The sequence below is a fragment of the Rhizomonospora bruguierae genome (assembly GCF_018397995.1).
Taxonomy (GTDB): domain Bacteria; phylum Actinomycetota; class Actinomycetes; order Mycobacteriales; family Micromonosporaceae; genus Rhizomonospora; species Rhizomonospora bruguierae.
This window is the reverse complement of the sequence record NZ_BBQH01000013.1, coordinates 62,465-85,932: the sequence shown is the minus strand read 5'-3', so window position 1 is coordinate 85,932 and position 23,468 is coordinate 62,465. Positions and strand designations below refer to the sequence as shown.

The following is a 23,468-nucleotide window of genomic DNA, read 5'->3' as shown; positions in this document are numbered from 1 at the left end:
GCGGCGTCCGAAGGTCGGCGGGTCACGGGGTGGTCTGGGTCGCGGGCCGGGGTAGGTCGTCCAGCAATTCGGGTGGCACGCCGGCGCAGAGCACGTCCGCCATGAACCGGGCCAACGGGTAGGTCGGGTCGACGCGGAGTGCCCGCTCAAGGGCCACCCCCGCGAGCGGACCGCGCCCGGCGTGCCAGGCGGCGAACGAGAGCAGGCTGGCCGGGGCCGGGACGAGATCCTCGACGGCGCGGCGGAGCACCTCGCTCCACAACTCCACGGCCCACCCCTCGCCCGTGGTGGCCACCCACGCGTGGTCGCGAACCGGCGGGTGGAGCAGGACGACCGTGAGCCAGGCGATGTCGTCGTCGCTGAGCGGGCGCCCGGCCCGCTGCCGCGCGATGGCCTCCTCCACCGCCGCCATCCCGGCCACCCGCAGCGCCCGGCCGCCGAGCAGATCGGCGGGGCGGGCGGCGGCGAGCAGGGCGGAGAGCCGCTCGTCGGCGCGCTCGGTGGCCCGGTCGGCGGCGGCGCGGGCGGCGCCGGTCAGCGGTGCGATCTGCGCGGCCAGCGCGGCGCGGTCGGGCAGGGCGACCTCGCCGGCCAGGGTCGCGGTCGCGGCGACGACGGTGCCGCTCGGGTCGAACGGGCGGCCCTGGGGCGGGCAGCAGGCCGGGTTCGAGCAGAGCAGCGACCAGTACCGGTCGCCCGCCACACGCAACTCCTCCTCGACCGCGATGGAGCGCTCCACCAGCCCGGACCGGACCGCCTCCATCAGCGGGACCACCTCCTCGGCGGTGCCGTACCCGATGAGCAGCGCGGCCTCCACCCGCTGCCGGGCGACGACGGCGACCGCGTGCCGGGCCTGGGCGCGCACGGCCCGTGTCGGCGTCCCGGCGGGCGGCAGGTCGACCCGGGCGGTGAAGGTGAGCCGGGACCCGTGCAGCCCGGTCACCACGAGGCTGCGCTCCGGGTGGAAGCCGAGCAGGTAGGGCACGGCGGCGAGCAGGTCCGCCGGCGCACGGACCGCCAGGGCGGCGCGCTCCGGACCCGCGGCGGCCGGCTGGGGGCCGGCGAGCGGTGCGCCGCCCGCCGCGCGGGAGTCGGAGTCGAGCGGTGGGAACGAGTTCATGCCCTCACCCTGGACCGGGTACAACCCCCTCGACAGGCCCTGTGGATAACTCCTCCACAGCCCGACCAGTACCGAAATGTCCGATCACGGAAGGTGAGCCCGGCTCGCCCACCGCGGCCATGGGTTACCGTCACCCATCGTGGACCTGGCGTACCTGCGCGCGCACCCGCGACACCTCACCGCCTTCCGCACCCACCAGCGGATACGCGAGACACCCGTACCCGGCGGCAGCATCTGCACCGCGGTGCGGCTGACGCTGGACGACGGCGCGTCCCTGTTCGCGAAGGGCTGGCCGGAGGGTGCCCCGCCGAAACCGGAGGGGTTCTTCGAGGCCGAGGCGAACGGGCTGCGCTGGCTGCGCGCGGCCGACGCGGCGCCGGTACCCGAGGTGGTGGCCGAGCTGGCCGACGGGCTGGCGATGGAGTGGGTGGAGCCGGGGCCGCCGACCTCGGCGGCCGCCGAGCGGCTCGGGCGGGAGCTGGCGGCGCTGCACCGGGCCGGCGCGGACGCCTTCGGTGCGTCGTGGCCCGGCTACATCGGGTCGCTGCCGCTGGACAACACGCCCTCGCGGGGGCCGTGGCCGGTGTGGTTCGCCGAGCGCCGGCTCGCGCCGTACCTGCGCCGCTCGGCCGACAACCACGCGCTGACCGGCGACGACGTCGCGCTGGTCGAGCGGATCATCGATCAGATCGAGGGGTACGGCGGCGCCGAGCCGCCGGCGCGCGTCCACGGCGACCTGTGGCCGGGGAACGTGCTGTGGGCGGCTCCCGGCGAGCCCGGCGGGGCGGGGCGCGGCTGGCTGGTGGACCCGGCGGCGCACGGCGGGCACCGGGAGACCGACCTGGCGACGCTGGCCCTCTGGGGCGGCGTGCCGCACCTGGACCGCCTGCTCGCCGGGTACCAGGAGGTGTGGCCGCTGGCCGGCGGCTGGTGGCAGCGGGTCCCGCTGCACCAGCTGCACCTGCTGCTCGTGCATACTGCCCTGTTCGGCGGCGCTTACCGGGAGGCCGTCGTGGCAGCCGCGAGCCGGCTTTTGTCGGTGTGACGCGCTAGCTTGGTGAGGTGACCATGGTGGATCGGCCCCGGCCGCGCGTCGACGCGCTCGTGGACCGGTTCGGCCGGATCGCCACGGACCTGCGCGTATCACTCACGGACCGGTGCAACCTGCGCTGCACCTACTGCATGCCGGCCGAGGGGCTGCCCTGGCTGCCGAAGTCCGAGATCCTGACGGACGACGAGGTGAACCGGCTGATCCGGGTCGCCGTTCAGCGGTTGGGCGTGCGCGAGGTGCGGTTCACCGGTGGCGAGCCGCTGCTGCGCCCCGGCCTGCCCGGGATCGTCGCGGCCGCGGCGGCCCTGCGACCCCGCCCCCGGCTCTCCCTGACCACGAACGCGATCGGCCTGGCCCGGATGGCCGCCCCGCTGCGCGCCGCCGGCCTGGACCGGGTGAACGTCTCGCTGGACACGCTGCACGCGGAGCGCTTCGACGCCATCGCGCACCGGCGCCGCCTGCCCGACGTGCTCGCCGGCCTCACCGCCGCGGCGGATGCCGGGCTCACCCCGGTCAAACTGAACGCGGTGCTGCTGCGGGGGGTCAACGACGACGAGGCAGTGCCGCTGCTGCGGTTCGCGCTGACCCACGGGTACGAGTTGCGCTTCATCGAGCAGATGCCGCTGGATGCCCAGCACGCCTGGGACCGCGGCGCGATGATCACGGGCGGGGAGATCCTGGCGGCGCTGCGGGCCGGGTTCACCCTCCTGCCCGACCCGGCCGAGCGCGGCGGCGCGCCCGCCGAGACGTGGCTCGTCGAGGGGTACGCCGACGCGGCGGGCCGACCCGCGAAGGTGGGCGTGATCGGCAGCGTCACCCGGCCGTTCTGCGGCGACTGCGACCGCACCCGGTTGACCGCCGACGGCCAGGTGCGCGCCTGCCTGTTCGCCCGCGAGGAGTCGGACCTGCGCGCCGGCCTGCGTGGCGGCGCCACGGACGAGGAACTCGCCGAGCGTTGGCGGGTGGCCATGTGGGGCAAGCGCGCCGGCCACGGCATCGACGACCCCGCGTTCCTCCAGCCCGGCCGGCCGATGTCGGCAATCGGAGGCTGAGCGGTGTCCGGTTCCGAGTCGTCCGGGGCGTCGCCGACGATCACGATCAGGTACTTCGCGGGCGCCCGCGCCGCCGCGGGGGTCGGTGAGGAGACCGCGCCGGCCGGCTGGTCGCTGGAGAAACTCGCCGCCGACCTCACCGCCCGCCGGGGTCCCGCCCTCGGCCGGGTACTGGAGATCGCCAGCTTCCTCGTGGACGGGGTGGTCTGGCGGGACCGGCAGGCGGCGTTGCCGGCCGGCGCGACCCTGGACGTGCTGCCCCCCTTCGCGGGCGGCTGAGCGATGGACCCCCGGTGATCATTGGTTTCCTGGCGACGGCGGTGCTCGTCGTCGTCCTCATCCACCTGTACCTGTGGAAGCGGCTCGTCCGCGACACCATTCGCCCCGGCCGGTGGCGCCGGGTGGCGGGGCTGGCCGTGCTGGTCGGCGGACTTCTGGTGCCGGCGACGCTGGTGGGCACCCGGGCCGGTGCGGGCTGGCTCGCCTGGCCCGGCTTCATCTGGCTGGCGCTGATGTTCTACCTGCTGGTCAGCCTGCTCGTGCTGGAGATCCCGATGCTGGTGGCGCGCCTGCTGCTGCGCCGCCGGGCCCGCCGGGCAACCCCGGCCGTCCCGGTTTCCAGCGGCGTGCCGGGTGACGTGAGCCTCGCCGGGGTCGCGGCGGGCCCGCGTAACGGCGCCGCCAAGGCGGCGGTGGCCGAGCAGGCGCCACCCGTGCTGGCGGAGCCATCCGTACCCGCTGAGCCGCCCGTGCCGGGGGCGGTGCCGCGGCGGGTGGTGCTCTCCCGGGGTGCGGCGATCATGGCCGGCCTCGCGGCGACCGGCACCGTCGGGTACGGCGTGCGCACGGCGATGGGGCCGCCCCGGCTCAACCGGGTCCAGATCCCGCTCGCCAAGCTGCCGCGCTCGATGGACGGGCTGCGGGTCGCGCTCGTCTCGGACATTCACCTCGGACCGCTGGCCGGGCGGGCGCACACCGAGCGCATCGTCGAGAAGATCAACAGCCTGGACGCGGACCTGGTGACCGTGGTCGGCGACCTGGTCGACGGCACCGTGGCCGAGCTGGGCCCCGCCGCCGAGCCGCTGGGCGCGCTGCGCTCCCGGCGGGGCGCCTTCTTCGTGACCGGCAACCACGAGTACTACTCCGGCGCGGCCGAGTGGGTCGAGGAGGTCGGCCGGCTCGGGCTGCGGGTGCTGCGCAACGAGCGGGTGGAGATCGCCGGGCTGGACCTGGCCGGCGTGAACGACGCCACCGGCGGCGAGCAGGGCGACCCGCCGGACTACGACCGGGCGCTGGCCGGGCGCGACCCGTCCCGCCCGGTGGTGTTGATGGCGCACCAGCCGGTGCAGGCGCACGAGGCCGCCCGGCGCGGCGTCGACCTCCAGCTCTCCGGGCACACGCACGGCGGCCAACTGGCACCGTTCAACCTGCTGGTGAAGCTGCAACAGCCGGTCGTGTCCGGGCTGGGGCGGGTCGACGGGATGCCGGTGTTCGTCACCAACGGGGCCGGTTTCTGGGGGCCGCCGGTGCGGGTCGGCGCGCCGCCGCAGGTGACGCTCGTTGAGCTGCGGAGCACACGGTAGGCGTGGCGGCGCGCGCCGACCGGCGCCGACATGACAGGATGCGGCGTGCCCGCCTTTCGTCCGGAGCCGGTCGAGGTGCCGGTCGAGTCAGTCCCGCCCTTCGTCGCGGACCTGCACATCCACTCCCGCTACTCGCGCGCCTGCAGCCGCGACCTGACGCTGCCGAACCTGGCGCGCTGGTCCCGTCGCAAGGGCGTGCACCTGCTCGGTACCGGCGACTTCACCCACCCGGCGTGGTTCGACCACCTGCGGGAGTCGCTGCGGCCGGCCGAGCCCGGGCTGTTCCGGCTGACCGAGGAGGCCGAACGCGAACTCGCCCGGGCGCTGCCGCCGCGGCTGGCCAGCACCGAGGAGCGGGCGCAGACCCGGTTCATGCTGTCGGTGGAGATCTCCACGATCTACAAGCGGGATGACCGGACCCGCAAGGTCCACCACCTGGTGTACCTGCCGGACCTGGCGGCGGCCGCCCGGTTCAACGCGGCCCTGGGCCGGATCGGCAACCTCGGCTCGGACGGGCGCCCCATCCTCGGCCTGGACTCGCGGGACCTGCTGGAGATCACGCTGGAGGCGAGCCCGGACGGGTACCTGGTGCCGGCGCACATCTGGACCCCGTGGTTCTCCGCGCTGGGCTCCAAGTCCGGCTTCGACGCGATCGCCGACTGCTACGTCGACCTGGCCGACCACATCTTCGCGGTGGAGACCGGGCTGTCCTCGGACCCGGCGATGAACTGGCGGGTCTCCAGCCTCGACCGGTACCGGCTGGTGTCCAATTCGGACGCCCACTCGCCGGCCGCGCTGGCCCGCGAGGCGACCCGGCTGACCTGCGCCCTGGACTACTACGCGGTGCGTGAGGCGCTGCGCACCGGCGACGGGCTGCACGGCACGATCGAGTTCTTCCCCGAGGAGGGCAAGTACCACGCCGACGGGCACCGCGCCTGCGGCGTGAACTGGGAGCCCCACCGCACCCGCGAGGCCGGCGGGCTGTGCCCGCAGTGCCAGCGCCCGCTGACGGTGGGCGTGCTGTCCCGTGTGGAGGATCTGGCGGACCGTCCCGAGGGCACCGTCGCGCCCGGCGCCAAGCGGGTCACCCACCTGGTCCAGCTGCACGAGGTGCTGGCCGAGATCCACGGCGTCGGCGCGAAGTCCAAAACCGTCGAGGGCGAGGTGAACTCGCTGGTCGCCGCGCTCGGGCCGGAACTGGCGATCCTGACGGCGGCGCCGCTGGACGAGGTGGGCCGGGCCGGCGGCGAACCGCTGGCCGAGGCGATCGGCCGGCTGCGCCGGGGCGAGGTGCGACGCACCGCCGGCTACGACGGCGAGTACGGCGTCATCAGGCTGTTCGCCCCGGGCGAGCTGGGCGGCCAGGCGGACGCGCTGTTCGACCTGCCGGCGCCGGGGCAGCGCGCCACCAAGCCGGTACCGGCGAAGGCCGCGCCCAAGCGGAAGCCGGCGAAGAAGCCGGCGGCCGAGGCACCACCGCCGCCCCCGATCACCCCGCCGCCCTCCCCGCACGAGCCGTTCGAGCCGATGCTCGCCGGCATGGAGGAGGTCGGCACCGGCCTGCTGGACCGCCTCGACGCGATGCAGCGGGTGGCGGCGTCGGCGCCGGGCGGGCCGCTGCTCATCGTCGCCGGTCCGGGCACCGGCAAGACCCGCACGCTCACGCACCGCATCGCCTACCTGTGCGCCGAGCTGAACGTGTACCCGGAGGAGTGCCTGGCGATCACGTTCACCCGGCGCGCCGCCGAGGAACTGCGCGCCCGGCTGGACGCCCTGCTCGGCCCGGTCGCCGAGGACGTCACGGTCGCCACGTTCCACTCCCTGGGCCTGGCCATCCTGCGGGAGAACGCCAAGGCCGCCGGGCTCGGCCCGAAGTTCCGGATCGCCGACGACACCGAGCGGGAGGCGGCCCGCGCCGAGGCCGGCGACGACGACCAGGCGTACGCGAAGCTGCTGCGCGCCGCCGACCTGGTCGACCTGGACGAGCTGGTCACGCTGCCGCTGGCGCTGCTGAAGGCGGACAAGGCGCTGATGAAGCGGTACCGGGAGCGGTGGCGCTGGATCTTCGTGGACGAGTACCAGGACGTCGACGAGGCCCAGTACGAGCTGCTGCGCAAGCTCAGCCCCCGGGACGGGAACCTGTGCGCGATCGGCGACCCGGACCAGGCCATCTACTCGTTCCGGGGCGCGGACGTGCGGTACTTCCTGCGCTTCTCCGAGGACTTCACCGACGCCCGGCTGGTCCGGCTGACCCGCAACTACCGCTCGTCCGCGCCGATCGTGGCGGCCGCGGTGCAGGCCATCGCCCCCTCGACGCTGGTCTCCGGGCGCCGCCTCGACCCGGCCCGCCTGGACCCGGAGGCGCCGCTGATCGGCCGCTACCCGGCCGGCTCCGTCGCCGACGAGGCCGACTTCGTCGCCCGCACCGTGGACGAACTGGTCGGCGGCCTGTCTCACCGCTCCCTGGACTCGGGCCGGGTGGACGGCCGCGCGGCGCCCTCGGGCGCCCTCTCGTTCGGCGACGTGGCGGTGCTGTACCGCACCGACGCCCAGGCGGCCGCCATCGTGGCGGCGCTGAGCCGGGCCGGCATCCCGGTGCAGAAGCGCTCACACGACCGGCTCCGCGACCGCGCCGGCGCCGCCGCGATCGTCCGCGAACTGCGGCACGCCGGCGGCTCCGGTCCGCTGGCCGAGCGGCTGCGGCAGGCCGCCCAGGTGCTCGCCCGGCGCTGCACCGCACCCACCCTCGACGCGCCGGCCGGCCCGGCGCTCACCGAGGACGACATCTGGTCCGGCGTGGACCTGCTGACCCCGCTGGCCCGGCGCTGCGGCACCGACCTGGCGCAGTTCACCACCCAGGTCGCGACCGGCGCCGAGGTCGACGCCCTCGACCCGCGCGCCGAGGCGGTCACGCTGCTCACCCTGCACGCCGCGAAGGGGCTGGAGTTCCCGGTCGTGTTCCTGGTCGGCTGCGAGGACGGCCTGCTCCCGCTGCGCCTGCCCGGCGGCGGCCCGCCGGCGGAGGACGACCTGGCGGAGGAGCGGCGGCTGTTCTTCGTCGGCCTGACCCGGGCGCAGGACCGGCTCTACGTGACCCACTCGCGCAGCCGCTTCCGGTTCGGCGCGGACCGCGACATGCGCCCGTCGCCGTTCCTCGACGCGATCGACCGGGGCCTGTTCGAGCGCCTCGGCGACACCGAGCCGCGCCGCCCCAAGGACCGCCAGCTCCGCCTCCTCTGAGGTGCGGCAGCACAACCGGGCCCGGGCGGCCGTTGTCCGCTAACGACGGATGGAGTTGGCTTGCTCGATATCGAAGGCGTCGCTTTCCGGTACGGCTCGAAGGCCGTGCTGACCGACGTGACCCTGAGCATCGGGCGCGGAGCCACCGTGCTGCTGGGTCGCAACGGCGCCGGCAAGACCACCCTGATGCCGTCGCGGCACTCACCGCTGCAGAGGGCCCGGCCACGATCGCGTCGAAGTCGGAGCGGTGGGTCGGTCACTGGCCCAGCACCAGCGCGGTCGTCGGGTGGGCGGCCCTCTGGGGGGCCTGCATCGCGGCGGGCGCTGCCGCCTGGCTCAGCGCCGCCCCACGACGCGACCGCTATCACGACACCCTGCTGGCCTCCTCGCGTAGCCCGTTCCGGGTCCACCGGGCCGATCTGATCGCCGTCACGGCGGGCAGCCTGGCCGGGTACGCCGTGGTGGTCGCGTACGCCGGGTGGCTGACGGCTCCGAGCGCCACCCACGGCCGGCTCGACGTGCTGGAACTGCTCACCACGGTCGCGTCGGTACCGATGGCCGTGGGAATCGGGGCGGTGGTGGGCCGGCTCATCCCCGCCACGGTGGCCCCGATCGCGGGCGCCGTGACGCCTTACGTCATCTACATGTGCATGGTCTATGCCGACGTGTACAGCAACCAGGTGGTCTTCACGGACATCCTGTGGGTCGACCAGGTCGACCGCACCTACCTGCGCCTGCCGGCCACGCTCCTGCTCGGTCGCGCGATCTTCTGGGCCGCCGCCGGCGCGGCACTGCTCGGCTGGCTGCTGCGCGCGAAGCGGGCAGCCTACGGGCTGACCCTCGCCGCCGGGTTCGCCGCCGCCGGTGTGCTCCTCACGGCCGGGGTACGCGCCGACGCGCCGGACGAGTACGCCGCGCTCTGCTTCGACGGACCGCCGCGGGTGCGCCGGCCACGGTCCGCGGTCTCGACCTGTCCCGCGTGACCGTCGTCCCCGGCGAGAACCTGATGGCGAATTCGACGAGGTTCACCGGTAGCGCCCCTCCCGCCGCCGCGGCCACGGAGATCGTGGTACCGATCGTCAAGCGCTGCACCAGTCCCGCCCACGAGATCGGTGACTCGGCCTTCACCGCGAACCTCGGCTTCGCGCTTTTCCTCTCCCACTGCCTGAGTACGGGGTCGACGCGCACCGAGGACGGGATGACGACCGGGATTCTCCTCTACTACTGGTGGCTGGCCGTCAACCGTCTTCCCAAGGACGGCACCAACTACCCGGGCGAGCTGCGGGTCACGTCGGTGCTGGCGGAGAACCCGGCCCTGTCCGCCGCCGCCGACCGATTCCGGTCGATGCCGAGCGGCCGGCGGGAAGGCTGGTTCGCCGCGCAGACCCGGGCGATTCTCTCCTGCACCGCCATGCCGCCGTCATGAAGCCGGTCGGGATCCTGACCGCGTACGTCGCCGCTCGCGGGGTGACCCGGCGCGGGCTGGCCGCGTACGCCGTGACCTGGCTGGCGGTCGCGTTCGCCGCCCGGTTCAGCATGTCCGCCCTCGGCCTCCAGTTCGCACCGCCCGGCAGCGCGGCCCTGGACACGGTCGCCGTCGTCCTCATGCTGTTGCCGGCCGGCCTGCTCGCCGGTTTCCTCGCCAGCCAGGCCCCGAGCCTGGAGGCCACCCGGTCCCGGCGGCGTCACCCCGCTCAACTGCTGTGGGTCGGCATGATTGCGGTGGTCGCGGTACTCACTCCGTGGCTGGCGCTGCCGCTGTTGCCGGGCGCCGTCGATCCCGGCGCTTTCTTCGCCACCTGGTGCCTGACCGTCGGCGTCTGGTTCGTGCTCGCCTTCTTCGTACCGGCGGTGGTGGCGGGGGCGGGGACGTTCGGGGTACTGGCTCTGTTCAGCACTCCCGGCCTGGTGCCCTGGGAGCAGAACATCGTCTACAACCTGAACGAGAAGCCGGTGGCGGCCGGGGTGGCGGCTGCGGCGTTCCTGGGGGGCGTGGCGTTGCAGGCGGTGAAGCGACAGCGGCTACGCCTCCTCTGAGGAGGGCGCGCTGCGGCGGCAGCGGTGCGGTCGTGGCGGGCACGGCGGGGCCCCGCCGGCCTCGTAAGCCGGTGGGGCCGCCTACCCGCCGTCGGGCGGGGTAGCTGATCTTCGGTATTCGCGTCGGCAACTTGACGCGGTTCGGGGCGGCCGGAGGTTTCCCACCGGGGGTTACCGTGGCGCAGGCGGCCGAAGTCCGGGTCGGCCGGCAGAGTGGGGGCGCCACCGCGGGCGCCACCGCAGGAAAGAGGAGCGATGTCCAGTTACGGCCCGCCGGACCGGTACGGGCAGCCGTCCGACCCGTGGGGCGACCACGATTCCCGGGGCGGCGATCCCTGGAGTGGCGATTCCCGGGGCGGCGACCCGTGGGGCGGCAATTCCCGGGGCGGCGGCTCTTGGGGCGGCGAGGCGCCGCCGCCGGCCGAGGGCGCCCCGCGCTACGACCAGCCCCGGTACGACCCCACCCGCTACGAGCAGCCGCGCCATGAGCAGCAGCGCTACGACCAGACGCGCTACGAAGATCCCCGCGGGTCGGGCTATGGCGGGCAGCGCTACGAACAGGCCGGCGGGTACCCGCCCACGGCGTACCAGCCGCCGGCTGCGGCGCCCGAGTGGGAGCAGCCGGCGCGGCGCGGCCCGGGCGGGGTGGCGGTCGCGCTGGTGGTCGCGCTGGCGGTGCTGGTCCTGGGTGGCGGCGCCACGGCGCTGTACCTGATCGCCAAGGGTGGCGGGGCGGAGGTACCCAGCGTGGGCAGCACCACCACGCCCAGCGCCGGTGGGCAGAGCGCTCCGGCGACCCGGGGCAGCCCGCAGCCGCAGTCCTCGGCCGAGGGCCGGTTCGCCGTCAAGGGGCAGTGCATCAGCAACGACGGCACCGACGAGACCCCGAGGATCCGGATCGTGAAGTGCGCGCCGGGCACGTTCGAGGTTCTGGCGCGGTTCGACGGCACCACCGATGTCAAGGGCAAGTGCTCGGGCGTCCCCGGCTACCAGTACCACTACTACTTCGACAGCCAGCTGGACGCGCTGGACTTCGTGCTCTGCATGAAACGACGCTGATATACGGGAATCTAGTAAATCTTCTAGAGATGTGAAGAAAACCCGAGCGGACACGCCGGTAGGTCCATCTATCCGTATCTAGCGCCGGAGCTAGATCCACCGATACGGTGCCAGACGTGGATCCGGTCCGAAACCCGTACGCGCCCGGTGCCGGGCAGCGCCCGCCCGAGCTGGCCGGGCGCGGGCGCGAACTCGAGGTCTTCGACGTGGTCCTGGAGCGGGTGGCGCGCGGCCGGCCGGAGCGCAGCCTCATGCTCACCGGCCTGCGCGGCGTCGGCAAGACCGTGCTGCTCAACACGCTCCGCTCACAGGCGATCAACCGGCTCTGGGGCACCGGCAAGATCGAGGCGCGGCCGGACCAGTCGGTGCGCCGGCCGGTCGCCGCGGCCCTGCACATGGCCGTCCGGGAGCTGGCGCCACACCACCGCGCGCCCGACCGGGTGGACGCCTTCCTGGGCGTACTCAAGGCGTTCGCGCTGCGCTCCAACGCCAGCAACGCCAAACTGCGCGAGCGGTGGCAGCCGGGCATCGACGGGCCCGCGGCCAGCGGCCGGGCCGACTCCGGGGACATCGAAATCGACCTGGTCGAGTTGTTCACCGACGCGGCCACGGTCGCCACCGACGTGGGCACCGGCATCGCCCTGTTCATCGACGAGATGCAGGACCTGGCCCCGACCGACGTCTCCGCCCTCTGCGCCGCCTGCCACGAACTGTCCCAGCTGGGCGCGCCGCTGATCGTGGTCGGCGCCGGGCTGCCCCACCTGCCGGCGGTGCTCTCGGCCGCCAAGTCCTACTCGGAGCGGCTGTTCCGGTACCAGCGGATCGACCGGCTCGACCGGATCGCCGCGGACCAGGCGCTCGGCGCACCCGCCCAGCGGGAGGGCGTCGAGTACGAGCAGAAGGCCCTGGACGTGCTGTACGAGCAGTCCGGCGGATACCCGTACTTCGTGCAGGCGTACGGCAAGGCGACGTGGGACCACGCGCCCCGGTCGCCGATCACCGCGGCGGACGTGCGGGTCGCCGCGCCGGACGCGGAGGCGGAGCTGGCGGTGGGCTTCTTCGGCTCCCGCTTCGAGCGGGCCACCCCGGCCGAGCGCGAGTACATGCGCGCCATGGCGACCCTGGCCACCGAGGGCCCGGACGCGGACGGCCAGGACATGGACGCCGCCGTGCCCACCGCCGAGATCGCCCGCGCGCTCGGCCGCAAGCCGGCCAGCCTGTCGCCCGCCCGGGACGCGCTGATCAAGAAGGGGCTGATCTACTCCGGCGAGCGGGGGACGGTCGCGTTCACCGTCCCGCACTTCGGCCGCTACCTGCGTACCCAGCCATGACCGCGATCGCGACGGCGCCGGCGCCGGCGGCCGAAACCAGCACCGCCCGGCGGGCCCGCCGGGTGCCGATCTTCCCCATCGCGTTCCTCGGCCTGCTCGCCCTGCTGCTGGTGCGCAACCGGTCGCTGTTCACCGCCGCGGTCGACGAGCGGGGGGACTACGCCGCCAACTCGATCATCGTGGACCAGGCCCGCCACTTCGAACTGCTGGTCGGCAACTACTCCCGGCTCGGCTTCTCCCACCCCGGCCCGGCCTTCTTCTACGTGCAGGCGTTCGGTGAGTGGCTGCTGGCGGACCTGCTGGGCGCCGTCCCCACCGAGTGGAACGGCCAGGCGGTGGCGATGCTGGCGCTGGCCGCCGCGTTCCTCGCCGGCTCCCTCGCGATACTGCGGTCCTGGTTCGACTCGGCCGGGCCGGCCCTCGCCGGGAGCGCCGCCGCGCTGGGGTACCTGGCCTTCCACGGTCACGTCGTGGCCTCGATGTGGATGCCGTTCGCGTACGCGCCCGCGTTCCTGCTGCTGCTGGCGGCCGCCGCCTCGGTGGCCGCCGGGCGGGGGCGCCACCTCGCCGCGCTCGCCCTGGCCGGCGGCTTCCTGGTACACGGGCACGCCGAGTTCCTGTTCTTCGTCCCGCTGCTGGCCGGCGGCGCACTCGCCGCGCTCTGGTGGCGGCACCGCCGGGGCGCGGCGTCGATCACCCGGCGGGACGGGCTGCTGTTCGCCGCCGTGATCGCGCTGTTCCTGCTGCCCATCGCGGTGAACCTGGCCCTGCACTGGCCGGGCGAGTTCGGCCGGTACTTCGGGTACGGCGGCTCGGGCGGCGGGCACGGGCCGGGGGCCGCGGCCCGGTACGTGCTGGGCTTCTGGCCCGGCGGCCCGGTGATCGGGGCGGTGGTCGGGGCGGCGCTTCTCGGCGCGGTGCCGCTGCTCGGCCGGGGCAACCCGGTCACCCGCACCGGCCCGGTGGCGATCCTCGCCGGCACCGCCCAGTTCGGCGTGTACGCCGCCGTCGGCATCGACGACCTCACCCAGGCGTACGTGGGCTACTTCGCGCTGGCCTTCCCGCTGCTGCTCATGACCCTGGCCGCCGCGGTGACCGCCGACCGGGCCGCCAGGTGGCTGGCCGACCGGCGGTCCCCGGCGCGGCGGTTACTTCCGGCGGTGGTGGTCACCGCGCTGGCGGCGGCGCTGCTGGTCGCCGCGCGCAGCCCGCAACTAGTCGCCCCCCTGGACGCCGAGCCGACCCTCCCGGCCGCCGTCGACGCCGTCCGCGCCTACACCGGCGGCCGCCCGCTCGTCCTGGAACTCGACCACGACGCCTGGCCCGCGATGACCGGCCTCCTCGTCGGCGCCCAGCGGCGCGGGGTGCGCGTCTGCGTGCGCGACCCGCGCTGGCGCTTCCTCGTCACCGCGGACTACCTGTGCCGCCCGGCGGAACTCGCCGGCGGCGCCCCCGCGACGCTCACCGCCGGCCCGCCGCCCGCCGCACCGGCCCGCCCCCTCGCCACCCTCATCAACGCGACCCTCACCGCCTCCGCCTGACGCCCCTTGCCAGGAGCCGTGGCGGTCGCGGGTGCGAGATCTTGGTACCGATCTGGCCAGAAAAGTGGTGTGTCGTACCAAGAACTCGCCCCCGGGCTGTCGAGCGGGCACCGCAGCTCCAAGATCGGCGGGTGCGGTGGGGATGAGGGCGATTAGGAGTGCGGTGACGCGGGTAACAGCGCCCGCATGAAGCCGGTCCGAACCGCCGCCCGCATGCTGCTGAGCGGGATATTCGTGGCCAGCGGGGCCCGGTCGCTCGCCGACCCCGACCGGGTCGCGGCGAGCGCGAAGAGGGTGACCGACCGGGTCGGTCCCGCCGTGCGCCAGATCCACCCGAGCCTGCCGGCCGACGCGCGCGGCCTGGTGCGGCTCAACGGCGCCGCCCAACTGGCCGGCGGGGTCCTGCTCGCCAGCGGCCGCCTCACCCGTCCGGCCGCCGCGCTGCTGGCCGGGTCGATCGTGCCGACCACCATCGCCGGGCACGCCTTCTGGGAGTACGACGACAAGGCGCAGCGCAGCCAGCAGCAGACCCAGTTTCTCAAGAACCTGGCGGTGCTCGGCGGGCTGATGCTCGCCGCGGTCGACACCGAGGGCAGGCCGGGGGTGCGCTGGCGCACCGCGCACGCGATGGAGCGCACGTCGAAGTCGGCGCGGCGCGCGGCGCACACGGCGCGACGGGAGGCCCGGCTGGCGGTCCGCGGCGCCGGGCGGTATCTACCCAGGTGAGATGACATACCGTGACGGCACACGCCACCGCTGGATCATGCCAAACATCGCGAACCGGTGTGGTCTAGGACACGGTCGGGTAACGCCGGAGGTGCGCGCGTGACGGTCCGTTCTAGGCTCGACGGCGGACCTGGGCGGCACCGACAACATCACGGGGGTGTTATCGCCATGCCGGCGACCGGCACGGGACGTCTCGACCGGCGGATCCTGGACCGGCGCCTGTGGCGCGGCGTCACCGGCTGGACGGTTCTGCGGGTGGCGGCGGTCGCCCTCGCCGCGTACGCGGCCTGGCTCGCGGTGGGCGCGTTCGGCCGCCCGTACGGCTTCTTCGACATGAAGATCTACCACGGCGCGATGGTGTGGTGGGTCCACGGCGGCGACCTCTACCAGTACGTGTCGCCGGACGTCCCGCTCGGCTTCACGTACCCGCCGTTCGCCGCGGTCGTGATGGCCCCGATGGCGCTGCTGCCGACCACCGCCGCCGCGTGGACCAACGTGGTCCTCGGCCTGGTCGCGCTGGCCGCCGTGCTGGCGGTGCTGCTGGTGCCGGTCGCCGACCGGTACGGCTGGCCGCGCTGGTTCACGGTGGCGCTCGCCGTGCCGCTGGCCGCCGCGCTTGAGCCGGGCCGGGAGACGCTCGGCTACGGCCAGGTCAACCTGCTGCTGTTCGCGCTGGTCTTCGCGGACCTGCTGGCGCTGCGCCGGCGTGCCCGCGCCGCCGGCGCGCCCGCCCGCCCGGCGGGTTCCCGCCCCTCGGCGCTGCGCGCCCTCTGGTACAGCGGCGCCTGGGCCGGGGTGGGTGTCGGGCTGGCCTCGGCGGTCAAGCTGACGCCGGGCCTGTTCATCCTGTACTTCCTGATCACCCGGCAGTGGCGGGCCGCCGTGACGGCCGCCGGTACCGCCGCCGCGGTCACCGCCGGCACGTTCCTGATCTCGTGGCGCGACTCGGCCGGCTACTGGGGCAGTGTGCTCTGGCAGACCGAGCGGGTCGGTGCCGCGGACGCCACCCCGAACCAGGCGCTCACCGGCCTGCTGGCCCGCCTGTACAACGCGGATGCCGCACCAACCCTGGTCTGGATCACGTTCGCGCTGGTCATCCTGGCCGTCGGGCTGTCCCGGGCGGCCAACTCGCACCGGGACGGCGACGAACTCGCCGCGTTCACCCTGGTCGGGCTGACCTCCAACGTGGTCAGCCCGATCTCCTGGACCCACCACCTGGTGTACGTGATCCCGGCGGTGCTGGTGCTGGTCGACGGCGCCCTACGCCGGCGCGCCGCCAGCCACATCCCGGTCACGCTGCGCCCGGGCCGGCCCCTGCTGCCGGGGCTGAGCGCGCCCCGGGCCCCCATCTGGTTCCCGGCGCTGACCGGGCTGCGCCACGCGTCCGCCGCCATCGGGCTGTACGCGCTGTTCCTGATCTCCCCGATCTGGCCGTTCGAGCACAAGCTCTCGGAGGGGGTCTCGCACTACACGGACGGGGCCCTCGGCGCGCTGGCGGAGAGCTCGTTCGCGCTGGCGCTGATCCTGGTGGTCGCCGCCCTGCCGTGGCGCCCCGGCGCCGACCCGGCGTTCCCGGCCGAGCCGCCCGCGGCGGCACTCGCCCGGCCGCGCCCCCGGGTGGACGCCGTCAGGGGCAGTTGACCCACTCCTCGGTGCCGTCCGCGAAGACCTGCCGCTTCCACACCGGCAGCCGCTTCTTGACCTCGTCGACCAGGCGGGCGCACGCCGCGAACGCCGCCGCCCGGTGCGCCGTGCTGACCGCCGCCGCGAGCGCCACGTCCCCGATCCGGAGCGTGCCGACCCGGTGCGACACCGCGACGGCGTAGACCTCCGGGTCGGCGGCGATCTCCGCCGCGACCTCGCGGAGAACCTCCTCGGCGCTGGGGTGCGCCTCGTACTCCAGCAGCGTCACCGACCGCCCGTGGTCGTGGTCGCGCACCACCCCCGCGAAGGACACCGTCGCCCCGGCCCGGAGGTCGCCAACCGCGCCCTCGTGCGCCGCCACGTCCAGCGGCTCGCTGGTCACCGTGATCATGGCCGGCCCCCCGCCCCGTCCGCGGCGAGCTTGGCGGCGCCGTCGAGCACCTCGGTGGTGAGCGCCGGCAGCGGGACGAGCGGGACCCGGTCGCCGGGCGAGCCCACCGTGCCCGGCGCGATCACCGCGAACCCGGTCGCCTGGGCCAACCCGCGCAACATCGCGGAGCCGGCGTGCCCGAGCGGGTGCGCGAGCCCTTCCGCGTCCACCCGGACCAGCGCCAGGTGCGTCTGGTTGCCGCGCCCCGGCAGCGGCGCGGCGAGCGTGACGGTCGGCAGCGCCGGCAGCGGCCGGCCGTGCAACCCGGCGAGCAGCGGCGCCACCAGCGAGACCAGCGCGATCACGGCGGACTGCGGGTTGCCGGGCAGGCCGGCGACGAACCGGTCCCGCCCATCCGGGCCGGGCACGGCGGCCAGCAGCATCGGGAACCCGGGCCGCACCGCCACGGTGTTGACCAGGTAGCGGGCGCCGACCTCGGCCAGTGCCGGGTGCAGGTGGTCCACGGGCCCGTGCATGGTGCCGCCGGTGGTGCAGACCAGTTCGGCGCCCCCGTCCAGGGCGGTGTGCAGCGCGGTGACGTGCGCGTCCAGCGTGTCCTCGACCGGTCCGACCACCGGGATGGTGCCCGCCGCGCCCAGGCGCCGCAGCCAGCCGGGCACCTGCGGTCCGAGCGCGTCGCGGACCCGGCCCCCGCCGGGCGCGCCCCGCGTGAGCAACTCGTCCCCGAAGATGAGCAGCGCAGCGCCCGGCCCGCGCCGCACCGGCAACTGGTCGTACCCGCAACTCGCCGCGAGCCCGATCACACCGGGCGTCACGGGCGTACCGGCGGGCAGCAACTCCTCGCCCCCGGCCGCCTCCTCGCCGGGCACCCGCCACTCGCGATGCTCCCGCGGTACCCCGGTGACCAGGCCGTCCCCGGTCCGCCCGGTCTCCTCCACGCGGATCACCGCGGCGGCACCCGCCGGGACCATCGCCCCGGTGGCGATCTCGACGGCGGTGCCGTCCTCGGTCATCGGCGCCGGGGTACCCCCGGCCAGGACCCGCCCGACCGGACGCCACGGCCCCGCTCCGCGCACGGCCCAACCGTCCACGCTGGAGGTGGGGAACGGCGGCAGCGCGGTCAGTGTGACCAGCGGGGCGCCGAGCGTGTGCCCGTCCGCCTCGGCGAGCGGCACCGGGACCGGCGGCGGCACGGCGGCCAGCCCCGCGGTGTGCACCAGCGCGCGGGCGGACGCCCAGTCGGTCGGCTGCGCGGCTGGCACGGTCTCGGTCGGCACGGTCTCGGTCATCACTGGAGGAGCCTAACGCTCTTGGGTTCCGCGCCCCCGGCCCACGGCTGCCTCACCGCGGCGCCTCGACGACCTCGTGGCCGGGCCGTCAACCCGGCGGGCGTCGGTGGTCGCCGCCGCGGAGCTGGTCGACGGCGTGGGCCAGGATCGGGCCGAGCACGGCGAGGCCGTCCTTGGCGCCGCCCGTCGACCCGGGCAGGTTCACGACCAGCGTGCGGCCGACCACGCCGGCCAGCCCGCGGGACAGCGCCGCGGTCGGCACCCTCCCCAGGCTGTGCGCCCGGATGGCCTCCGCAATGCCGGGCACCTCGTAGTCGAGCAGCGCCCGGGTCACCTGCGGGGTCCGGTCGGTGGGGGTCACGCCGGTACCGCCGCTGGTGAGGACCACGTCGGCGCCCTCGTCGACCGCCCGGCCGATCGCCTCGGCGACCGGGTCGCCGTCCGGCACCACGACCGGGTCGCCGACCTCGCAGCCGAGTGCCCGCAGCCCGGCCACGAGCAGGGGTCCGCTGGTGTCCGCGTACACCCCGGCGGCGGCCCGGTTCGAGGCGACGACCACCCGCGCCACGATCGCCCTCACGGAGTTGACCTTTCGTTCACGACTGCGGTGCTTCCTGCGCAACCGCCGATCCTGCGGCCCAGCGCGCTCCGGGCGCTCCTCGCGCTCACAGAGTTGACCTTTCGTTCACGACTGCGGTGCTTCCTGCGCAACCGCCGATCCTGCGGCCCAGCGCGCTCCGGGCGCTCCTCGCGCTCACGGGCGGTCCGCGGGGCGCGTCCAGTCGCCGGTCTTTCCGCCGGTCTTGCGCAGCACCCGGACCCCCTCCAGGGAGGCCGCCGGGTCGACCGTCTTCACCATGTCGATCAGGGTCAGCCCCGCGCAGGCCACGGCCGTCAGGGCCTCCATCTCCACGCCGGTCCGGTCCGCCGTGCGCACGGTCGCGGTGATCTCCACCTCGCCGCCCGACGGGTCCAGTTCCAGGCGGACGCCGTGCAGCGCGATGGGGTGGCACAGCGGGATGAGGTCCGGGGTGCGCTTGGCGCCCATGATCCCGGCGACCCGGGCCACGGCGAGCGCGTCGCCCTTGGGCAGCCCGTCCCGCAGCAGCAGGTCGACCACCTCCGGGGTGGTCACGAGCAGCCCGGCGGCCACGGCCTCCCGGACGGTCACCTCCTTGCCGGAGACGTCGACCATCCGCGCCGCGCCCGCCGGGTCCACGTGGGTCAGCGCCGGCGCCACGGGCGGGCCGGCCCGGTGCTCTGTGTCCGTCACGTGGACAGCCTATCCGTGCCGATCGGATGATGTTTGTCGACGGGGCGGGCGGGGGCGGCCAAACTACTAGGAACGACCGGAGCGCCTGAATAGCGTCGTTCCCAGCACGGCGAGCGCGACCACGGGCACAATCGGGATGACGATCAGTAGTTTTAGGACGATGACGCCCTCTCTAGGTAGTACGGGTAGCAGTAACCATCCTGCGAGCCACAGCAGCATCAGAAGGCCCGTTGCCGCGACGGCCAGTCCTTCCGCAGGTTGCAGCGGCCTACGCGCACGAGCCGCTGCGATGTCTCGGCTAGCCGCAAAGGCCGCCAAGGCCAAGAGCACGATGTCTAGGATGAGCGGCGCGAGGCGGCTGTTGATCGGTAGCCACAGCAAGAGGTAGTAGCTCACCATCGCCAGGACGTACAAAAGGGACCCGGCAACCACCAGCCACCACCACAAGCGTGGACGGCGAAGCTGCGTGGGTAGCTGATCATTGATCATGGACATGCCGGAATGGCCACCTTCCCGTGTTGCCCGTTAGCGACGATATTAATGTGCGCTCGGCGGGTGACAGGTGACGGCACCCAGGGTGAGTTCGGGTCGTGCTGCAAGACGGCGAAGCATATCTTCCGGGGGAGCTTCAGTATCGTTGGCTGTTCCCCAGCGCAAGGCGCGTGCAGTGCGGCAAGAGCCGCCACGGCGGAACCGGCCTTGCGTACGGCACCGAGCAGGTTGGGCCACCGCGTGAACACGGAGCAGATCTCGGAGTAGTAGCCGACCCGGGACAGGGACATGTCTCCCTCGCTGTTGACCTGCCATAGGGCTCGTGCGGCAGTTACAGCGTCCATGCCGCCGGGAGGCGTCCCCGTGCTCAGGTAGTAGGCAACCGCCGAATCTGCTGTCAGCCCACCACTTGCTGTAATGTCCGGCACCGAGCCGTTGGCGCCCACCGTCGAGTAGAAGTCAGCCGCGCTGGCCCCTACAGGGAACGGCGAGCTGACGGCCACCACCATGTGTGGACGCACCGAACCGAGGTAGGCGGCTCTGACCGAAGCGAAGGAGTAGCCCTCCAGCCGGGCTACACTCACCTTCTCCGCGTGTTCAATCTTGTCAACAGCGGCGCGATAGTCCTCGGCTGTCAGCACGGCCGAATCGTTTTCAACCAGACAGTTCTGGCGTGTGGCCGCGACGGTGCGAGCAGAGGCTAAATGCGGATAACGCTGAATGGATTCGCGATAGAAAGACGCCATGGCGGATCGACATCTTGATTCGTACGGCGCAACCACCCACGGCTCGTCTATGACGAGAACGTTGTAGCCGCGAGTTTGGGCATCCTTTGCCACCTCCTCGAAGCCGGCAGTGATGCCGGAGAGGTTTGACACACCTGGGCCGCCGCCGTCGAAGATCATGGTGTTGGGCGTTGCAGGCGTAGACCTGAACAACAGGTATCGGAACTTCTTGTTCGAGGCCGTAACAGTGTGGCACCACTGCTCGTATCTGGTCGGCGGGTAGGCGCAAGCGGCATCCGGATCGGTGGCTGCACCGGGCGAAGGTCCAACGGACACCGGCGATGGTGTCGTTGACGAGGTGGCTGCGGTCGATGTGCATGAGACAAGGGATAGCGCCAGCCCTGCGAGCACGGATGCCAGTGCGGGAGAACGCCGGGGCCGTTCCGGGAGGGAGCGACCCCGGCGGCGCATTATCTGGACCACAGCCCGTCGGTCCAGAGCTCGTTCCAGTCGTTGTTCGTGTTATAGCACGGCAGCCAGGGAATCGAGCCACAGCTGCCCATGGTGAGCCACACGTAGTCCGACCAGACGGGCACACTGCCGTTGGACGTGTACCGGGCGTACGAATCAATGTACTTCTGGCTAGGCTCGTGCCCGGTGTACCGTCCCGCTCTGATTGTAGGAGCCGCCCGCTAGGTTCAGGATGCTGTCGCACGACGAGAGGGGGATCTTCACACCGCCGTACGAGAACTCGAGATTTCTACAGTCAGCACTTCCTGGCAGGGGCCCGTAGTTGAAGGGGCCACCAGTGAGCCTGGCGTATCCCTTAGCTTCCCGGAAGCGGATGGTGAACTCGTGGATTTCACGCCGAGTGGCCTGTCGGGTTGTCTGGCCGACCGTCGTCTTCGAGTACCGGTTGTAGATGTACTGAGTGCTCGACAGCTGGAACTTCTCGTAGCAGTCGTAGACGTGGTCGCTGTCGGCGCCGGGCACGAGGTTATCGAACCAGATGTTCCGGCACGCTGAACTAATGCGGTTGCCGCTCACTCCCTGCAAGTGGCCGACGGGCAGCGGCGCAGCCGAGGGGGCGTCGCGTCCTCGATCTCCACGCCTTGCCCAACCGCGTCGACCCCCGCCTGGGTAACGACGCCGGCGTTCTTCAGGCTGCTCCCATTCGGCAGGATCGCCGTGAACTGCCTGCCCGCGACCTCGCCCACCCACACTTCGAGGTTGGCAGCGGATATCAACTGATTGCGCCTCATCGCGTCATCGACGTGCGCACGAACGCGCTCCAGCGCCACGCCCGTCGCCTTGTTGCCGGGAGTACGTGCGAACATCGTCACATTTGCGACCATCGGGCTACCCTTCGACGGCGCGGCATAGGCAGTGCCAGGCGCAGCGCCCATCGACAGTGTTCCCAGTATTAGCCCAGCAGCACTCAACGGCACGAGTTTCTTCACAAGCCCTCCCGCATTGTTTCTGTGGCAGCGATGCGGTCAGCAGTGCCAGCCGCAGCGACTTGACGACGATCGCCATGCCGACAGGAGGTTACATAGATTGGCTTGGATATATGATCCCCGCCATCACCCTCTGGGCTCGGGAGGTGACGTTAAGTGTTCGCGGCACTCCGTTATCGTCGATCCACCAGTGGGCCTACTGCAGTCCGTAACCGTCCGTAAGGATTCAATGTGATGAAGATCACAGATGAATCACTCGATTCGGGTTCACCGATCGGGTGCCGGTCTTGACCACGGTGTGGCGATTGCTGGTCCGCATCGACGCCGAGACGTTGACGGCGGTCCTGGCCGATTGGCTGTGCTCCCGGCTGCCAGCGTCGCCGCTGGTGCGGCGGGTCATCGCCGTTGACGGCAAGGTGGTGCGAGGCGCTGTCCTGCCCGAGGGGCGGGTCCACCTGCTGTCGGCCTACGACACTCGACCGGTGTGGTCCTGGCGCAGGTCCAAGTCGCGGCGATGTCGAACGAAATTCCGGCGTTCGCCCCACTGCTGGAGCAGGTCGCGGCCCGGTTGGGCAGCCTGGCGGGTGTGGTGATCGTCGCGGACGCGCTCCACGCACAGGTCGCCCACGCCCGAGCCGTCGCCGCTGCCGGCGCACACCGTACGTATCGGTCAAGGCCAACCAGCCGACCTTGTACGCCCAGCTCAAGCAGCTGCCCTGGGCGCAGGTGCCGGTCGGGGACCAACATCGCGCACCAGACACGGCCGCCGCGAGACCCGCACCGTCAAGGCGTTGACCGTCCAAACTCCCGGCGGCATCGCGGTTCCGCACGCCCAGCAGGCCGTCCGGATCACCCGCTCCCGCACCGTGGCCGGCAAACGCACACGAGAGACCGTCTATCTGGTGGCGTCACTGCCCGCCGCCCACGCCCAACCCGCTGACCTGCAGGAATGGGCCCGCCTGGAATGGCATATCGAGAACCGGCTGCACTGGGTCCGCGACGTGACCTTCCAGGAAGACGCCCACCGGGCACGTACCGGCAACGGACCCGCCGTCGCAGCAGTCCTGCGCAACACCGCCATCGGATTCCACCGCGGCAACGGCGAGACCAACATCGCCAGAGCCACCCGCCGCGCCAACCGCCGCCCCCACGACCTCATCACCACCGTGACCAGCAGCTACCCAACTACGCAATGACCCTGGGGGCGGCCGGGCACAATGTGTCCGCCCGATTGGCATACGGTTACGCGGGGACTTCACCAAGACCACCAAACGCGTCTCCGGCATTCGCCGTTTGTGATTCACACAAAGGAGATCAACTGCCCGTCGCGGCGAGCCGACCCGCACCGTCAAGAAGGATTGTTCGAAACTGTGTTCGAACGGTGCTTAAGGACCCGCGGCGCCGTCACCACCTGGGATGGGGCTATTTTGGGACCTCTCGGGATTAGCCGGCCAGCG

General features: G+C 73.0%; 24 protein-coding genes and 1 pseudogene. 15 read left to right on the top strand and 10 right to left on the bottom strand.

The features are described from left to right. Positions 1 to 22: 22 nt before the first annotated feature. Positions 23 to 1,120 (bottom strand): DUF4192 domain-containing protein, encoded by a 1,098-nt coding sequence (locus KJS59_RS05040; RefSeq protein WP_213451115.1) that lies wholly within the window; start codon positions 1,118 to 1,120, stop codon positions 23 to 25. 139 nt (positions 1,121 to 1,259) lie between these two features. On the opposite strand from KJS59_RS05040, the gene KJS59_RS05035 reads away from it, so the two are divergent. From KJS59_RS05035 to KJS59_RS04975, 13 genes are all read left to right on the top strand, one after another. Then, the gene (locus tag KJS59_RS05035) at positions 1,260 to 2,165 is read left to right on the top strand and encodes a fructosamine kinase family protein (RefSeq protein ID WP_213451114.1); all 906 of its coding nucleotides are present in this window, start codon (positions 1,260 to 1,262) and stop codon (positions 2,163 to 2,165) included. Between the two features lie 23 nt (positions 2,166 to 2,188). After that, complete coding sequence (gene moaA / locus KJS59_RS05030; RefSeq protein ID WP_213451228.1) at positions 2,189 to 3,223, top strand: GTP 3',8-cyclase MoaA; 1,035 nt, start codon at positions 2,189 to 2,191, stop codon at positions 3,221 to 3,223. Between the two features lie 3 nt (positions 3,224 to 3,226). Continuing rightward, complete coding sequence (locus KJS59_RS05025; RefSeq protein WP_213451113.1) at positions 3,227 to 3,502, top strand: MoaD/ThiS family protein; 276 nt, start codon at positions 3,227 to 3,229, stop codon at positions 3,500 to 3,502. A 14-nt stretch (positions 3,503 to 3,516) separates the two neighbouring features. Further along, positions 3,517 to 4,806, top strand: a complete 1,290-nt coding sequence (locus KJS59_RS05020) for a metallophosphoesterase (protein WP_213451112.1) — start codon at positions 3,517 to 3,519, stop codon at positions 4,804 to 4,806. A 30-nt stretch (positions 4,807 to 4,836) separates the two neighbouring features. Beyond that, positions 4,837 to 8,046, top strand: a complete 3,210-nt coding sequence (locus tag KJS59_RS05015) for a UvrD-helicase domain-containing protein (RefSeq protein WP_213451111.1) — start codon at positions 4,837 to 4,839, stop codon at positions 8,044 to 8,046. Positions 8,047 to 8,504: 458 nt separating this feature from the next. Then, complete coding sequence (locus tag KJS59_RS05010) at positions 8,505 to 9,029, top strand: hypothetical protein (RefSeq protein ID WP_213451110.1); 525 nt, start codon at positions 8,505 to 8,507, stop codon at positions 9,027 to 9,029. Beyond that, positions 9,026 to 9,472, top strand: a complete 447-nt coding sequence (locus KJS59_RS05005; protein ID WP_213451109.1) for a hypothetical protein — start codon at positions 9,026 to 9,028, stop codon at positions 9,470 to 9,472. Before KJS59_RS05010 ends, KJS59_RS05005 begins: the two co-directional genes overlap by 4 nt. Continuing rightward, entirely contained in the window at positions 9,469 to 10,083 is a 615-nt protein-coding gene (locus KJS59_RS05000; RefSeq protein ID WP_213451108.1) for a hypothetical protein, read from the top strand. The genes KJS59_RS05005 and KJS59_RS05000 overlap by 4 nt, the downstream gene beginning before the upstream one ends. A 255-nt stretch (positions 10,084 to 10,338) precedes the next feature. Next, positions 10,339 to 11,142 carry an LppU/SCO3897 family protein gene (locus KJS59_RS04995; RefSeq protein ID WP_213451107.1) on the top strand — a complete coding sequence of 268 codons (804 nt, stop codon included), beginning with the start codon at positions 10,339 to 10,341 and terminating at the stop codon, positions 11,140 to 11,142. Between the two features lie 116 nt (positions 11,143 to 11,258). Then, a complete protein-coding gene (locus tag KJS59_RS04990) occupies positions 11,259 to 12,473 on the top strand; it encodes an ATP-binding protein (protein WP_213451106.1) in 1,215 nt (404 codons plus the stop codon). Next, positions 12,470 to 14,014: a hypothetical protein gene (locus tag KJS59_RS04985; RefSeq protein ID WP_213451105.1), complete on the top strand. Its 1,545-nt coding sequence runs from the start codon at positions 12,470 to 12,472 to the stop codon at positions 14,012 to 14,014. Before KJS59_RS04990 ends, KJS59_RS04985 begins: the two co-directional genes overlap by 4 nt. 186 nt (positions 14,015 to 14,200) lie before the next feature. After that, positions 14,201 to 14,740, top strand: a complete 540-nt coding sequence (locus KJS59_RS04980) for a DoxX family protein (protein WP_213451104.1) — start codon at positions 14,201 to 14,203, stop codon at positions 14,738 to 14,740. Between the two features lie 168 nt (positions 14,741 to 14,908). Further along, positions 14,909 to 16,381, top strand: a complete 1,473-nt coding sequence (locus tag KJS59_RS04975; RefSeq protein WP_213451103.1) for a glycosyltransferase 87 family protein — start codon at positions 14,909 to 14,911, stop codon at positions 16,379 to 16,381. Here the strand turns inward: KJS59_RS04975 and KJS59_RS04970 are convergent. The 9 genes from KJS59_RS04970 to KJS59_RS04930 form a co-directional block, all read right to left on the bottom strand. Continuing rightward, positions 16,368 to 16,775, bottom strand: coding sequence for a molybdenum cofactor biosynthesis protein MoaE (locus KJS59_RS04970; protein ID WP_213451102.1), 408 nt, complete (start codon positions 16,773 to 16,775; stop codon positions 16,368 to 16,370). The genes KJS59_RS04975 and KJS59_RS04970 overlap by 14 nt on opposite strands. Beyond that, a complete protein-coding gene (locus KJS59_RS04965; RefSeq protein ID WP_213451101.1) occupies positions 16,772 to 18,064 on the bottom strand; it encodes a molybdopterin molybdotransferase MoeA in 1,293 nt (430 codons plus the stop codon). Before KJS59_RS04965 ends, KJS59_RS04970 begins: the two co-directional genes overlap by 4 nt. An 88-nt stretch (positions 18,065 to 18,152) precedes the next feature. Next, complete coding sequence (locus tag KJS59_RS04960) at positions 18,153 to 18,644, bottom strand: MogA/MoaB family molybdenum cofactor biosynthesis protein (RefSeq protein ID WP_213451100.1); 492 nt, start codon at positions 18,642 to 18,644, stop codon at positions 18,153 to 18,155. A gap of 174 nt (positions 18,645 to 18,818) precedes the next feature. Further along, a complete protein-coding gene (gene moaC, locus KJS59_RS04955; RefSeq protein ID WP_283775745.1) occupies positions 18,819 to 19,304 on the bottom strand; it encodes a cyclic pyranopterin monophosphate synthase MoaC in 486 nt (161 codons plus the stop codon). Positions 19,305 to 19,403: 99 nt separating this feature from the next. Continuing rightward, positions 19,404 to 19,832, bottom strand: coding sequence for a hypothetical protein (locus tag KJS59_RS04950; protein WP_213451099.1), 429 nt, complete (start codon positions 19,830 to 19,832; stop codon positions 19,404 to 19,406). Further along, positions 19,823 to 20,734, bottom strand: coding sequence for a hypothetical protein (locus KJS59_RS04945; RefSeq protein WP_213451098.1), 912 nt, complete (start codon positions 20,732 to 20,734; stop codon positions 19,823 to 19,825). The genes KJS59_RS04950 and KJS59_RS04945 overlap by 10 nt, the downstream gene beginning before the upstream one ends. 462 nt (positions 20,735 to 21,196) lie before the next feature. After that, positions 21,197 to 21,547, bottom strand: a complete 351-nt coding sequence (locus KJS59_RS04940; protein ID WP_213451097.1) for a hypothetical protein — start codon at positions 21,545 to 21,547, stop codon at positions 21,197 to 21,199. A 50-nt stretch (positions 21,548 to 21,597) separates the two neighbouring features. Continuing rightward, the gene (locus KJS59_RS04935; RefSeq protein WP_213451096.1) at positions 21,598 to 22,014 is read right to left on the bottom strand and encodes a hypothetical protein; all 417 of its coding nucleotides are present in this window, start codon (positions 22,012 to 22,014) and stop codon (positions 21,598 to 21,600) included. Between the two features lie 238 nt (positions 22,015 to 22,252). After that, positions 22,253 to 22,411 carry a hypothetical protein gene (locus tag KJS59_RS04930; RefSeq protein WP_213451095.1) on the bottom strand — a complete coding sequence of 53 codons (159 nt, stop codon included), beginning with the start codon at positions 22,409 to 22,411 and terminating at the stop codon, positions 22,253 to 22,255. Positions 22,412 to 22,525: 114 nt separating this feature from the next. Here KJS59_RS04930 and KJS59_RS32105 point away from each other — a divergent pair. Then, a pseudogene (locus KJS59_RS32105) lies at positions 22,526 to 22,738 on the top strand (hypothetical protein); the annotation flags it as partial. Next, entirely contained in the window at positions 22,656 to 23,207 is a 552-nt protein-coding gene (locus tag KJS59_RS04925; protein WP_456316009.1) for an ISAs1 family transposase, read from the top strand. The pseudogene KJS59_RS32105 and the gene KJS59_RS04925, both read left to right, overlap by 83 nt. Positions 23,208 to 23,468: the final 261 nt, after the last annotated feature.